This window comes from Shewanella sp. MF05956 (assembly GCF_059758055.1).
This window is the reverse complement of record NZ_JCAYNV010000009.1, coordinates 140,577-155,383: the sequence shown is the minus strand read 5'-3', so window position 1 is coordinate 155,383 and position 14,807 is coordinate 140,577. Positions and strand designations below refer to the sequence as shown.

The following is a 14,807-nucleotide window of genomic DNA, read 5'->3' as shown; positions in this document are numbered from 1 at the left end:
GAGCAATAGAAAATACAGCTTATAAAGTAACAAACAATAAAACATGAAGTGCGGGGTGGATTATCGGCACTCAATGCAACACATGAATACGATTGATTAGATTTTAAAGACTGAATACTCCGTCGCCACATAAACTATTAGCAACTATTAGCTTCGCTTGAGTTTATTGCAACACATATTCAGGCGCCGAGCATAAACCACGGATAGGGTATACCTTATGGTTAAGCAATTATTAAGCAAGATTTCTGGTCGTGATGGTAAATTTTTACCAACACCGGTTTATGCTGTATTTGCAACTTCAGCTTGTGTGCTGCTCATTAGCCAAGTCATGATGGCAAGTGAAGCGGAAACAGCAAGCACTAAAGCGTGTGTATGTGATAGTAGCAACAGCTACAATGCCAGTTTACCAAGCAGTCATCCTGCCAACCGTTGCGCACAACAATCAGATAACGTCAGTTGGGGAAATTGGGTAACAGGCAATAGTCGTTCTAGCCAATTTCATTTTATCGATTTGCTAGAGCTGATCCACGGACATAAAGATAAACCGCTCCAAGATATGCCTACCTCTAGCAGCCCTAAGCAGATATAAATAGCATGTCTTTATGGCAAGTTTTCAGTAGTACTGTTGCAGCCTTTTTTGGGGTGCAAACAGAGCGCAATCGACAAAAAGACTTCAAGTCACAATCCCCACTGCCTTTTATTATCATGGGCATCATTTTAGCGATAGGCTTAGTGTTAACCTTAGTCTTGATCGTTAATCAGGTATTGAGTTAACTGTACCATTCCCACAAATTTAATCGCTAATCATCATGACGATAATGGTGATCGTATAGCGCCATTATTTCATCGACTTTATTGCGTGAACTGCCTATTGGGCTAATATTTCTTTGTACTGAAATAGTCGCAAAAGCCGCACCGCGGTATAACTCACGAGTCAGCGGAATATCATGATTACTGATTAATACTGGGATATTACGTTCGTGCGCAATATGTCTTGAATGACGCGCGAGCAGCGCTTGATCATCCAAACTAAAACCCGGGCCTGCATAAGTCGTAAAACTGGCTGTGGTTGATAAAGGTGCATATGGCGGGTCACAATAAATCACATCACCCGCATCCGCTAATTCAAAGGCTTGCTCATAACTAATACACTTAAAGGTCGCTTTTTTCGCCTTTATAGAAAAATGACGAATTTCGGCTTCAGGAAAATACGGCTTTTTATAAGAGCCGAATGGCACGTTAAAGCCACCTTTACGGTTATAACGACATAGACCATTAAAACCATGACGGTTCATATACAAAAAGTACACCGAACGAATAAACGGATCGTGCGTGGCATTAAACTCTGTACGGACTCGATAATAAGCTTCGCTATTATTCATATCATCGACAAACATTGCCTTAGCCGCTTGAATATAAGCATCTGGCTGCTGTTTAACAATGTTATACAGATTGATTAAATCTTGATTGATATCGCACAACAAGTAGTGCTCATAATCAGTATTCAGAAAAACCGACCCTGCGCCCACAAAGGGTTCAATCAGGCGGTTTCCTGCAGGAAGGTGCTTTGCTAGCTCATCAACGAGTTTATATTTTCCGCCCGCCCACTTCAGAAAGGCTCTATGCTTTTTTATCATGAATAGGAACTATGCCAGCAAAATTAAAGCTGATGATTGTACTCTGTTTAGTGGCAATTATCATCGGGTAAAATCGATTAAATAACCAGAAGATGCACATTATTGAATCGAGCTAAAAAACCGTGAAGGATTAGTCTACCCGTTGATAATCAGTTAAATCGGCCCATTTTCTTACCCAGGGGGCCGCTAAGCGATATTGAGTTTGAATTTGCTTCGATTTAGCTTCTGCTGCAGAGGAGGTATCAAAATCTCCGAGAAAAATCACAAATCGTTGTTTGTAACTCATGATATACACATGCGGCTCTTGAGCTAACTTAGTCAAAATAGGCGACAATGAAGACTTATCATTAACGCTAGCGAGCTGAAGCGTAAAGCCTTTGATTTTATGCGGCGTCTTATCACGCTCTACAATCTGTTGAGGCTGGCTAACCGCTTGGGGTTGCGCTTTGGGTAGCTTACCCTGGAAAGACAACCCTTCTAGCGAAGAATAAACCTCTACATCGGTATGATTGTCGATAGGCACAAAATCTGGATCAACATTAAGTTCTATGTCCGTTTGTTTCGCTTCGACTTGTTGTTTAATCAGCAAATCAGCTTGCTGATTAGCAATTTGTTTAGTCTGTGCTAAATAACGTTGCGTAAAGTAAGGCGCTAACTTAAGTTCGCCATATTCCACCAAGAATGAATGAGCTTGCTTTCTACTCTCTGCCTGCGTTGCCGTTAATTCAATTGAGGGTTTTGATACGTCTACTGCCGAGAAGTGGTTATTGATAAGCCAGCCACTCACCAGTAAACATAATACCACTACAGTGGAAATCGCAAACTTAACCAATATAGATTTTGGTTTTTGCATGTCTTCAGGGGACTCTAACGCTAGCATCAACAAATCAACGACCTCTTTAGGAGTACCTAACTGTTTTTCGAGTTGTTTATGAATGATTTCACGAGGTATAAAGGGAGTTTTTTGGCTACGTAGTAATAAGCTTTGATATAAACCGTCGCGCTCAGCAATGGGGAGCGGCTCTATATTGACTTGTAGTAAAAGAGCGCGGGTTTTATCCGCAATATCCGCTGTTAAGCTACGCCAGAAACTAGGCTCAATCGTCATCGTGACAGCAACAGGTTTACCGGCACAGCGAATTTGGCTCAATAGAATACATTCCGCCCAAATATCTTTTGGCAGCAAATGAGCATCATCAATAATAATGTGTAGCGGTTTATCTAGACTTGATTGGATCCTAAGCACAGTATCCATTAAGGGACGTTCGTCATCAAAAATGGGGGCTGAAATTAATTGCACCAGTATTTTACGACGTATTTCAGCGCTGTCAGCATGCTGAGGGCACACAACAAGAGCTGAATTATAGTCATCTAACTCACTCGCCAATGCGGCAACAAGCGTAGACTTTCCTGCACCTTTATCGCCACATAACACCAGTAGTTGTTCACTGTAACTGGCAATATGTTGTAAACGCTGAACTAGCGCTTCTTGAGTGGGTAGTAATAAAAGTCCTGAAGCAGTCAAAGAATCACCACACTTGAGTTTACGCGCGGTTAATAACCTGTTTGAGTAAGTCTTCACTGACATCAGAGAAAACATCAGCGTGACCGATTTGAGTCGGCAATATTAAGCGAATTTTTCCGCCTAACACTTTCTTATCACGACGCATATGCTTAATAAATCGTTCAAAATCCATTGATTTAGGTGCTTTAATTGGCAAATCGAAAGCTTGCATGAGCAGAGTAATTCTCTCCACATAAACTTCATCGAGTAAGTTTAACTCTTGAGCCGTTTGAGCAGCAAGAATGGTGCCTGCAGCAACAGCTTCACCATGTAGCCATACTCCATAGCCCATTTCTGCTTCGATTGCATGACCAAAGGTATGACCAAGATTGAGCAATGCTCGTACGCCTTGTTCAGTTTCATCTTGTTCGACAACGTCAGCTTTAATTTGGCAACATTTTGCTATTGCATAAGTTAATGCATCGGTATCAAGTGCTTTTAATGGCTCTACATTCTGTTCCAGCCATTGAAAGAAATCTGCATCCCAAATGATGCCATATTTGATCACTTCAGCCATACCTGCTGCAAATTCCTTTGCCGGTAATGTCTGTAAACATAACGTATCAATAATGACTGATTTAGGTTGGTAAAAAGAACCAATCATGTTCTTACCAAGAGGATGGTTAACCGCAGTTTTCCCCCCTACAGATGAATCAACTTGTGAGAGCAATGTTGTCGGGACTTGAATAAAATCGATACCTCGCTGATAACATGCCGCGGCAAAGCCTGTCATATCACCAACCACACCACCGCCTAAGGCAACTAATACTGAATCTCGAGCAAAGTTATGTTCGAGTAATCCACTAAAAATTAAGTCGAGGTGTTGTAAATCTTTATATTTTTCGCCGTCTGGCAAAATAACTGTTTCAATAGATGTGCAAACGCTCATCGCTTGTTGTACCTGTTTAAGGTACAACGGAGCAATGGTATCGTTTGAAACAATTAGGGCTTTTTTATGTTGTAGGTAGCGAGTAAAAATCTCGCTGTCATTCATCAAATTCTGGCCAATGTAAATGGGGTAACTTCTATCACCTAATTGAACCTGAATCTGTTGCATGCGTTTTACCTAAAAGCCAAGTTGCTCGATAATTTGGTTAGCGACGATCTTCGCGCTTTGTTCGTCAGTCTTAACGATGACATCTGCAATCTCTTCATACAAAGGATTACGGATCTCAGCTAAGCTTTCGAGCACTTCACGTGGATCATCTACTTGTAACAACGGACGACGCTTATCACGCTGAGTGCGCGCAACTTGCTTGTCTATCGTTGTTTCTAAGTAAACAACTATACCTCGAGCAGAAAGATAATTGCGGATATCTTTACTCTGAACAGAACCACCACCTGTTGCGAGAACGATACCTTGCCTTTCTGAAAGATCACCGATGACTTGAGCTTCACGTCTACGGAAGCCTTCCTCACCTTCAACATCAAACACCCAGGCAATATCTGCACCGGTACGTTGTTCAATCTCGTGATCTGAATCGTGGAAATCTAAATGCAGCATTTGCGCCAGATGGCGACCAATTGTGCTTTTACCTGCGCCCATAGGGCCTACCAGAAAAATATTGCGTTTTTCAGCCATTTCGTATACGTCTGAATCTTATATGGAAGAATGCCTTATCGACTTAAACTCAAGCCGACCTATAATTTAACCTTGCTCTAATGAGACTTGACGGAGGATTATCTCAGTTAAGGGCTATTACTTGCAAGCCATCGGCGCTATTTAAACTGATTTAATTCATTTACGCCATAAAACACCGCGATTTCCAGCTTATTAAAGCTGGACAATTTACAATAAAAAACCAGCTACAAGTAGCTGGTTTATTGATACTCAACATACGTAAATCATGTTGATTTAGCTTACTATTTTTCTGTTACGATTTTAGGAGTAACAAATATCAATAGCTCTTGTCGCTCATTAGAATCTGATGTGTTTCTAAACAAAAAACCAACCAACGGAATATCACCTAAAATAGGCACTTTGTTTACACTACTAATGAGATTTTGTTGATAAATACCACCAAGTACAATTGTTTCACCATTATTGACGAGCACTTGAGTGCCAATCCGCTGGGTGTCAATTGCCACAGCATCACCTGTGCCGGTAGAAACAGTCTTACCTTGTGAATCTTGAGTAATTTCTAGATCAAGGATAACACGGTCATCTGGGGTGATTTGTGGAGTCACACGCAGTGACAATACCGCTTTTTTGAAGCTTACAGTAGTTGCACCGCTGGAGGCCGATTCAACATACGGGATCTCTACACCTTGCTCAATATATGCCGACTTCTGATTTGAGGTCGTAATACGAGGGCTGGCAATAATTTCACCTTTGTTTTCTTGCTCTAAGGCGCTCAATTCAAAATCAAGTACCGTACCGTCAGCCAATTTCGCAACATGGAATGCAATGCTCGATGCTGAAGTCGCGGCTGAAGGTAAGTTGACATTTAAGCGGTCACTGATACTTGGAATAACGCCACCGGCAATACTTGCTGCGCCTTCAAGCGTTCCTGAAGTGCCATCAGAGCCTTGTTGATCAGTAATACCCCAACGAACACCTAAGTCTTCACTGACATCATCTTTTACCGTCACCATGCGCGCTTCAATTAACACTTGCTTGATGGGGATATCAAGCACTTCGATTAGACGATGTATATTTTCTAAAATCTCAGTCGTGTCTTTAACCAATAAAGTATTAGTACGCTCATCTACCGCCACACTGCCGCGATTAGATAATAATGTTGAGTCTGTGGTTTTAAGTAATTCTGCAATATCGATAGCTTTTGCATAATTAATTTGTAAATACTCTGAATACAGAGGCGCTAACTCTTTGACTTCTTGTTTATTTTTAAGGTCATTACTTTCACGGATCGCCAGTTCTTCACTAGGCGCAACCATTAAAATATTACCTTCAATGCGTTTATCTAGACCTTTGGTTTGCAAGATTAAATCTAGCGCTTGGTCCCAAGGCACATCGTCTAAACGTAAAGTAATCTCTCCCTCAACTGTGTCACTGGTCACTAAGTTAAAGTTGTTATAATCAGCAATAATCTGCAGCACTGTGCGCACAGAAATATTTTGGAAGTTTAACGATAATGAACGTCCATTATATTTTTTAGCTTCTTTGGCAACAGACACTCGCTCAACTTTATCAATGCTCACTTTAAATACATCACCATCTTGGCGATAGTTGTAATCATAGTTACCATTAATATCAACCATTACCCGCGCAGTTAAATCGTCTTTAAAGGTCTCAAAGCTGCTCACTGGCGTAGCGAAATCTTGTACATCCATGACATACAGTAAGTCGTTACCAATATCAGTATTGTATAGTTTGATTTCGAGTTTAGAACCTACCTGCTCAACATTGGCAGCAACTGAACGATTACTTAAATTAAATAATATTTCCCCGCCACCGGTTTTATTGCGGCGAAAATCAATACTTTTAATACCATTCACAAAAGGGTTATTAGCTTGATCTGGACCAGCGACATCGTCGTTAATTGTTAATCGATAGCTATTACCTACAATTTTACCTTGGTAAGGTTTAACCTTATTTAAGGCAACAATAATTTGCAGATCACCACCTTGTTGCTGAGCGGTAAGTTTTTCAACACCCACACTATCGACCGGTATGACACCTTTATTTAAATTAGATATTGTGTCTGCAAAATTAAGCATAATTTCTGCAGGTTCAGCAGAAAGATCGACCGTAGGCGATGTCACTTCTGATTCAAAAACCAATTCTAATTCTAATTGGTGATCCACCATAGAATGATATTTTACGTCAATAAGACGATTAGCAGCTAATGCGTTTGGCACAATACCAACGATTAATACTGCACCGATAAGCGCTCTACAAAATGATGAGTTTGTTATTGCTTTTTTCATCGCGGCAGAAGATTCCATTATTCCCTCATCCTTCGCACGTTATTTTCCTGAAAGTTCTAAGTTACTGGATCTTTCTGCCCAGCAACCTGAACCATCAGGGATTAATTCTATAATTTCGATAAATTGCGGAGTTACTTTAGCAATTCGGCCATGATAAAGCCCTAAATATTCACCTACACCTAAACGATAAACATTAGCATCAGTTGATTCAACTAAAGCCCAAATTGTACCGTCTTCACTTAGTGTTCCGCGCATTCTTAAATTGTCGAGTGCATAGGTTTCTAAGCGCCCTTTTCGACGTTTTAAGTCAGGTTGTAAACAGTCTTTAGACGTATCGATAACTTCTTCTGTTAATTCCCTTGAAGGCGGAACAAAAGGACTACGCATAAGTTCTGCTTGATATGCAAAATGTTCAAACTTTGGTGTCTCTTTTAAAGGCGGAATACGTGCGACATGTTGCGCCTTAGTAGTAGTAACAAATAGCTCTAAATCACTACGATCGCCAATACAACCTGTTAATAAAAACACCATAACCACAAAAAGAGGTAATAATTTCATTATTTTATCCCCTTATTTGCAGGTGTTAATTCAGCACCTTCTTTAAAGCGATACGTTTTAGCCAGAATATCCATGGATAACTCGCCAGCATCGTTTCGCTTAATAACAAAGTCGTGCAAACTAACAATACGAGGCAGTTTTGCCACACCGCTTACCATATTGCCAATTTCGTGATAATCGCCTTCTACGGCCATTTTAATTGGGAATTCGATATAAAAATCACGCTCAATTTCATCATCCCAATCTAAACTGTTTATGCGTAACCCAGCATCTGTAGCAACAAAGGTTAAGTCATCAAGTAGACCTGGCATTTCGTTTTCAGAAGGCAGCATTTTTAATAATTCTGCAAACTGAGCTTCCATTACCACTAGCTGTTCACGGTACAGTTTAAGGTTGGCAGCTAAACGGTATTTAGTTTCAAAATCTTCACGCAATTGAATTTCTTTAGCTTGTTCAGCTTCCATAATATCAATTGAGTCGGCAATAAATAAATAATAACTGCCCCCAATAACACAAAGCGATAAAAACGCGGCAAACACCACTTTAACTAATTTAGGCCAACCACCAATGTTCTCAAAATCGATATCATTAAATTGATCTAGGTCGAGATTCATTTTCTCGCTCCTTGGCTGGTATCGACAGCAGTTGCCTGAGAATCATCACGGATCGTGACACGTAACTTAAAGCTTTGTAACTGCCTTAATTCTTCGTTTTGTGTCACGATTGATTGCATATTAGGATCGTTTAGATAAGAAGATGTTTTCACCTTCCGCATCATATTGGCTACGTTATTGTTTGACTCACTACGGCCTTCTATCCACAAGATACTGCCTTTCTTTTCAATGCTAGAAAGGTAAATCCCTGGCGGTACAATTCGCACTAATTCATCTAAAACATGAGTGGGCAAATTACGTGATTGTTGTAAATTAAGAATAATCTCTGTACGACGTTCAATATCTTGCTTACGTTCAGTGATTTTCCTGATTTCAGCAATTTGCGTATCTAACAAATCAATTTCAGATTGCAAATAAGCATTACGCTGACGCTGATCATCCGCCACGACTTCTAAAAAGCTTAGAAACAAATAGACCAATAGTGATGTCACTAAAAAAACAAGCGCTAACACACCAATATAATCACGCTTTTGTTTTTCTCTGGCTTCTTCACGCCAAGGTAATAGGTTTATGTTCGCCATTGAGCATAACTCCTTAGCGCAAGACCACATGCCACCATATACTTACTCATAGTAGGTTGAAGTTGGCTTTTCATGACATCGTCTGCGTGTAAACAGCCTTGAAAAGGATCGGCGACAATGGTGAGAGCACCTAATTCATTTGTTAGTAGCTCCGCCATTCCTTCTAATTTTGCCGTACCACCACATAACACAATGTAGTCGACTTTTTCACGGCCGCTAGCGGTACAATAAATTTGAAGGGTACGCTTTATTTGTTGTAACAATTGGGTTTGAAAAGGAGATAATACTTCGAACATATAATTTCGAGGTAGTTGTCCTGTCACTTTTGCACGTTCGGCTTCATCATGTGGCATGCCATAAAACGATAGAATAGATTGCGTAAACAATTCACCACCAAAAGCTTGCTCACGAATAAACGTGGTCTCACCTTTTTCAACAACTGAGAATGTTGTCATATTGGCGCCAATATCTACCATTGCAATAGACTTTTGTTTTGCACCTTCAGGCAACTGGCCATAAATTAACTCAGCTGAACGGCCTAATGCATAAGCTTCGACATCGACAACTTTAACATCAAGCTCAACGGCATCTAATGCGTCAACTCGAGAGTCAATATTTTCGCTTCGACATGCACTTAATAACACATCGACTTTTGTTGGGTCGGTGACGTTGGCACTCAGTCGTTCAAAATCAATACTGACCTCATCAAGCGAATAAGGAATAAGGTTGTCAGCTTCAATTTCAATCTGAGCTTCCATCTCTTCTTCGTTTAACGCTGCATCCATATAGATGACTTTGGTCATTACAGCAGATCCTGATACTGCTACCGCAGCAAATTTCACCGACTTAGGTAAAATACGCTTAATCTGTCGCAGCGACTCCATTACAGCTTCAGAATCACGAATATCATGATCGACTACAGCTCCCTTTCTAACAGGAACTGACGCATGATTTTGAATTTTATATCCATCCGCAGTCTTGCTCAACAAAATGGCTTTTATTTCATGAGACCCAATATCAATCCCAACCATCTGAGGTGCTTGACGCTTCCATAGTTTAGAAAGCATAGTCCGTCATCACAATTCTATTATTATTTTGTAAGAGATTAGCACATAATCAACTCGTTATAAGTATTTGTATAAAATGTTTCGACATTTTACAAATACTATTTTAACTAGATCATGTTTTACTTCACCAAAAACACTGTGGCTTATATACTAGCACTACTATTTTTGTTTTTTCTTGGAATTATCGAGTGAAGTGGTTTAAACGTTTATTGATTGCCTTTTTTAGCCTATCACTTTTAGGAATCGCTGCTATTGCTGCAGCTTACTTCTATGTGCTGCCCGATTTGCCCGATGTTAATTCATTAAAAACGGTCCAATTACAAACCCCACTGCGAATATACAGCCAGGACGGCAAACTGATTTCTCAGTTTGGCGAGAAGCGCCGTATTCCAGTTGAGTATGATGACGTACCAGTGCAATTAATTAATGCGGTACTTGATACCGAAGATGCCCGTTTTTTTGAACACAGAGGTATTGATCCTATTGGGATTATCCGTGCTGCCACCATTTTGATAACCACAGGTAAAAAAAGCCAAGGGGCGAGTACGATTACGCAACAGGTTGCCCGAGGTTTCTTTTTATCGAATGAAAAAACGTATATTCGTAAAGTAAAAGAAATCTTTTTAGCTTTAAAAATTGAAAAAGCATTATCCAAAAAGGAAATTTTAGCCCTTTATTTAAACCGTTCATTTTTAGGTAACCGTGCTTATGGCGTAGGTGCTGCAGCGCAAGTGTACTACGGCAAAGAGCTAAACCAATTATCACTACCTGAAATGGCAATGATAGCAGGCCTCCCTCAGGCGCCATCGGCTGCAAACCCAATACGAAACCCTGAACGCGCTATGACACGCCGCAATTGGGTGTTAAGCCGCATGCTAGAAAAACGTAATATTACCCAGGCCGAGTATGAAGAAGCCATAAACAGTCCATCAACGGCTAAATATCATGGCGCAGAAATTGACTTATACGCACCATATGTCTCTGAGATGGCGCGTGATTACATGATCCAAAAATTCGGTGAAGAAGCCGCTTACACTAACGGTTATAACGTATACACCACCATTTCATCTGACTTGCAGTTAATGGCCCAAGAATCTTTACGCGATAATGTTTTCGCCTACGATCAACGCCACGGCTACCGTGGTGCTGCAGCCGAGTTATGGACTGATAGTCCATTACAACGTGATGAGATTATTGATACCTTAAAACGTACAGCATCAATGCAAGGCATTATTCCTGCTGCCGTCATGAATGTCAGTGAACAACAAGCACAGGTATTAGATAGTGATGGCCAGCTCATCAGCTTAGAATGGAAAGGCTTAAAATGGGCGCGCAAATTTATTAGCGACAAACGCCAAGGTCTGCCACCAAAACAAGCAAGCGACATTCTCACTGCAGGCCAACAAGTTTGGATCCGCAACAACGGTAAGCATTGGCAACTATCGCAAATTCCATTGGTCTCTAGCGCAACGGTCTCACTTGAGCCGCATAACGGCGCAATCAAAACATTGGTCGGAGGTTTTAGCTTTAGCCAAAGCCAGTTTAACCGTGTAACACAAGCCAAACGTCAGCTTGGTTCAAACATTAAACCGTTTATTTATGCTGCCGCGCTTGAAAAAGATTACACCTTGGCAACGCTTATTAACAATGCGCCTATTAACAAGCCTGATACTCGTCAAGGCACTGCATGGCGTCCTAAAAATTCACCTGATATTTATGGCGGTCCTACGCGTTTACGTGTCGGATTAGCACAATCAATCAACGTGATGTCCGTTCGCGCAATGCGTCATGCCGGATTAGATAACACGATTAAAGAGCTGATTAAATTTGGCTTTGATCCTAATGACTTACCTCGCAATGAATCTTTAGCGTTAGGCTCGCCATCGGTAACGCCTCTACAGGTCGCAACCGCCTTTAACGTATTTGCAAATGGTGGCTATTTGGTTGAACCGTATTTTATTGACCATGTTACTGATGGTTATGACAATATGATTGAGCAAACCATACCTACTATTGCATGCGATATGCCTCAAGATACTGCTCAAGTGGCAGTCGAAGTTGAAGACCCGTTTGCGGCCATGGCTGATGAGTTGTCTCAACCGGAAATAGAGCAACCCTTTGCGACTCAAGATACTGATAAGTTAGAAACACAAACAGCATTAATGAACGCAGAAGAAAACGTCTGTAGTAACCCTAATGCACGCTTTGCTAAAAAGGTGGTTTCAGAGCAAACCGCATTCTTAATTACTGAAGCGCTGAAGAGTGTTATTTGGGGTGGTGGCGACTGGAGCCACGGAACTGGATGGAACGGCACGGCATGGCGCGCCGCGAAACTGATTAAACGTCATGATATCGCAGGTAAAACCGGGACAACAAACGAAGCTAGAGACACATGGTTTAGTGGTTTCAATCCAACCTTAACAGCAACATTCTGGGTTGGTTTTGATGACCATGGCCGTCAGCTAGGTCGTTCAAGCTGGGTAGCAAACGGCGAGCCAGACCAGATTTCAGGTGGTGAAGCAGGAGCCAAAACAGCAGGTCCAGGCTGGAATGACTTTATGAATAAAGCGCTTGCTGGAACAACTGAACATGCGGTTATTCCACCAAAGGGAATCGTGTCTGCACGGATAGATTTAGCGACAGGTAAATTAACTCGCAAAACAGATCATACAACCGAGTTTGAATATTTTGTCGAAGGGACCGAACCTAAAGAGTACGTCCCAGATACCCAACTAAATGGCGATATCTTTATCGACAATGTTGCAGAAGATTTATTCCAATAAGTCATTGTAAATGACCTCAATAAAAAAGCCATTCAGTCGAATGGCTTTTTTATTTTCTTAATATCACTATCTTCAAGCGGCGCACTCATTGGCCTTAAATAATGATTAACGAATAGTTTAATTTGAATGCAACAATTGGTGTAATTCAGTCAAATTACTCACTTGATAACTCGGCGCAATATCATCACTCACCGCGGCACCATGATGATTCAACCAACAGGTATCAATACCGGCATTATTACCCCCTAAGATGTCTGAATGCAGGTTATCACCCACCATCAGTATCTGGTGCTTCTCTGGCTCACCCATTAAGCTAAATGCATGATTAAAGATGGCAACATCTGGTTTTGCTTTACCAAGTTGTTCAGAAATAACCACTGGACTAAACGCATCTTGAAACCCGGTGCGGCTTAAGCGGATACTTTGTAATTCGGTAAAGCCATTCGTGATAATACCTAAATTTACTCTACCGGTTAATGAATCGACTAACTCGCGCGCACCAGGTAACGGCTGACAAATATCAGCCATTGCCGCTAAAAACTGGCTATTTAAATGTTGAGGCGTCACAGATAACTTACTTGCCCATTCATTAAAACGTGTATGTTGCAAATGCGCAGCGGTAATTAAACCGTTTTGATATTCTACCCAAAGTGGTTTGTTAACTTGCTGGTAAAGCGTAAAATCGTTAGCACTAAATTCAATATCAAAACGCGAAAACATTAATTTCAATCCTGCAAAAGCATCAAAATGAAATAACGTTTCATCTGCGTCAAATAAAATCCATTTATACTTATTTAGTAAAGTAGACATCAAAACAACCTTATTTTTCTATGACATAAAAGCTAACTTGAGTTAACTAACCTCATCTCGGGCTAATAAACGGCTATCAAATTGCCCTTTAGTTTGCTATCGAATTGACCAAGTTTGACATTTAGAGCTCTATATCTAACATTTTACCCCAAGCTGAGGTTAACTAAATAAAGGCATTAATTGCGGCTCTTGTTTAATTAGGCTTTGATAGATAGTTAACTGGTTTATTGCGCGGTCTAGATTATGTTGTGGATGTGCAATAGTAAAATAAACATCCCCATTTAAATAGTCAGTTAAAAAACGTGTACCCAGCATTAAGGCCATCACCTTAATACCCAACCACAAGCTTTGTTTTTCTAACGGGGTAATAATTGTGTTTAGCGCTTTTACATAGGCATTTGTAGCACTGATAATAATCTCAGGCCGAGCGTAAACATGATTAAGTGCGGTTGAGTCTTCGGGTTCTGGAGAACAAAATGCCCGCACCATATCGCCAAAGTCATACATTAAATAACCAGACATACAAGTATCTAAGTCAATAATAGCCAGGCTAGACATATCGCGTTTATCAAAGAGCATATTATTAATTTTGGTATCATTGTGGCATATTCGCTTAGGCAACTTTGCTTCAAAGTCAGCCAACATTAGCAAAATGTCTGTTTGCGACAACACGAAATCAGCCCATTTTTGACACACTGATAATCTGCTATGGGGATCACCTGTCACCGCATGAGTTAATTGATTGATACGCAGAGGTAGATTTAAAAAGTTGGGGATAACATCAACAATGCTATCGGAGGGCATATCGCTGAGCACGGCTGCAAAATGACCAAAAGCATAAGCGGCCACTTCGGCTTGCTGCGCCTGAGTCACCACTTCAATAGTATGGCTATAATCGATGTAATCAATCGCGCGCCAAAAGCCTTGCTCATCTAAGTTGAGCCCAAGCGCGCCAGAGCGTGTTACCACGGGACTGACAACCTGTAACGAATACTGATTATTTTGACGCTTCGATGATAAATGCCGACTAATTTTAGCGGCATTATTCACTACGACATCTGGCAAGGTAAAGACTGACGTATTGATTCGTTGTAGCACTATCTTGCTAACCGAATCGGTCACCAAAAAGGTGTGGTTAATATGGCCATTACCAAGGCGGCTAATGGTTGCACTAGCCGCATCAATACCAAATTGGGGCAACACAACTTGCCTAATAAACTCAATCAATCAAACACTCCATCTGAGATTGCCATCGATTATTAGCCCTACCTTACTCAACGCTTTGGACACTTAGTACTGAGG

At 40.8% G+C, this 14,807-nt stretch carries 14 protein-coding genes; 3 read left to right on the top strand and 11 right to left on the bottom strand.

The genetic code is table 11. The features are described 5' to 3' along the window. The first annotated feature begins 217 nt into the window (after positions 1-217). Positions 218-589 carry a hypothetical protein gene (locus tag AC19MX_RS11815; protein ID WP_498298252.1) on the top strand — a complete coding sequence of 124 codons (372 nt, stop codon included), beginning with the start codon at positions 218-220 and terminating at the stop codon, positions 587-589. A gap of 5 nt (positions 590-594) precedes the next feature. Continuing rightward, a complete protein-coding gene (locus tag AC19MX_RS11810; RefSeq protein WP_432400421.1) occupies positions 595-774 on the top strand; it encodes a DUF2970 domain-containing protein in 180 nt (59 codons plus the stop codon). Between the two features lie 26 nt (positions 775-800). Here the strand turns inward: AC19MX_RS11810 and AC19MX_RS11805 are convergent, their stop codons facing one another. The 9 genes from AC19MX_RS11805 to AC19MX_RS11765 all read right to left on the bottom strand — a co-directional run bounded on the left by AC19MX_RS11805 (position 801) and on the right by AC19MX_RS11765 (position 9,912). Continuing rightward, the gene (locus AC19MX_RS11805) at positions 801-1,637 is read right to left on the bottom strand and encodes a Dam family site-specific DNA-(adenine-N6)-methyltransferase (protein WP_498298250.1); all 837 of its coding nucleotides are present in this window, start codon (positions 1,635-1,637) and stop codon (positions 801-803) included. A 130-nt stretch (positions 1,638-1,767) separates the two neighbouring features. Continuing rightward, entirely contained in the window at positions 1,768-3,162 is a 1,395-nt protein-coding gene (locus tag AC19MX_RS11800; protein ID WP_498298248.1) for an ATP-binding protein, read from the bottom strand. A 19-nt stretch (positions 3,163-3,181) separates the two neighbouring features. Beyond that, positions 3,182-4,258: a 3-dehydroquinate synthase gene (gene aroB, locus AC19MX_RS11795; RefSeq protein ID WP_498298246.1), complete on the bottom strand. Its 1,077-nt coding sequence runs from the start codon at positions 4,256-4,258 to the stop codon at positions 3,182-3,184. Positions 4,259-4,267: 9 nt separating this feature from the next. Beyond that, positions 4,268-4,783: a shikimate kinase AroK gene (aroK, locus tag AC19MX_RS11790; RefSeq protein WP_011635865.1), complete on the bottom strand. Its 516-nt coding sequence runs from the start codon at positions 4,781-4,783 to the stop codon at positions 4,268-4,270. Positions 4,784-5,064: 281 nt separating this feature from the next. After that, positions 5,065-7,110: a type IV pilus secretin PilQ gene (locus AC19MX_RS11785; protein ID WP_498298244.1), complete on the bottom strand. Its 2,046-nt coding sequence runs from the start codon at positions 7,108-7,110 to the stop codon at positions 5,065-5,067. Between the two features lie 21 nt (positions 7,111-7,131). Further along, entirely contained in the window at positions 7,132-7,650 is a 519-nt protein-coding gene (locus tag AC19MX_RS11780) for a pilus assembly protein PilP (RefSeq protein WP_432400431.1), read from the bottom strand. Continuing rightward, positions 7,650-8,264 carry a type IV pilus inner membrane component PilO gene (locus AC19MX_RS11775; protein WP_498298242.1) on the bottom strand — a complete coding sequence of 205 codons (615 nt, stop codon included), beginning with the start codon at positions 8,262-8,264 and terminating at the stop codon, positions 7,650-7,652. The genes AC19MX_RS11780 and AC19MX_RS11775 overlap by 1 nt, the downstream gene beginning before the upstream one ends. Further along, entirely contained in the window at positions 8,261-8,845 is a 585-nt protein-coding gene (locus AC19MX_RS11770; protein ID WP_498298240.1) for a PilN domain-containing protein, read from the bottom strand. The genes AC19MX_RS11775 and AC19MX_RS11770 overlap by 4 nt, the downstream gene beginning before the upstream one ends. Then, complete coding sequence (locus AC19MX_RS11765) at positions 8,833-9,912, bottom strand: pilus assembly protein PilM (RefSeq protein ID WP_498298239.1); 1,080 nt, start codon at positions 9,910-9,912, stop codon at positions 8,833-8,835. Before AC19MX_RS11765 ends, AC19MX_RS11770 begins: the two co-directional genes overlap by 13 nt. Positions 9,913-10,100: 188 nt before the next feature. Between AC19MX_RS11765 and AC19MX_RS11760 the strand changes: the two genes are divergently transcribed. After that, positions 10,101-12,695: a penicillin-binding protein 1A gene (locus AC19MX_RS11760; protein WP_498298237.1), complete on the top strand. Its 2,595-nt coding sequence runs from the start codon at positions 10,101-10,103 to the stop codon at positions 12,693-12,695. Between the two features lie 117 nt (positions 12,696-12,812). Here the strand turns inward: AC19MX_RS11760 and yjjG are convergent, their stop codons facing one another. Both yjjG and AC19MX_RS11750 read right to left on the bottom strand, forming a co-directional pair. Further along, positions 12,813-13,505: a pyrimidine 5'-nucleotidase gene (yjjG, locus tag AC19MX_RS11755; protein WP_432400441.1), complete on the bottom strand. Its 693-nt coding sequence runs from the start codon at positions 13,503-13,505 to the stop codon at positions 12,813-12,815. A 159-nt stretch (positions 13,506-13,664) separates the two neighbouring features. Continuing rightward, positions 13,665-14,732, bottom strand: coding sequence for a phosphotransferase enzyme family protein (locus AC19MX_RS11750; protein ID WP_498298235.1), 1,068 nt, complete (start codon positions 14,730-14,732; stop codon positions 13,665-13,667). Positions 14,733-14,807 lie beyond the last annotated feature (75 nt).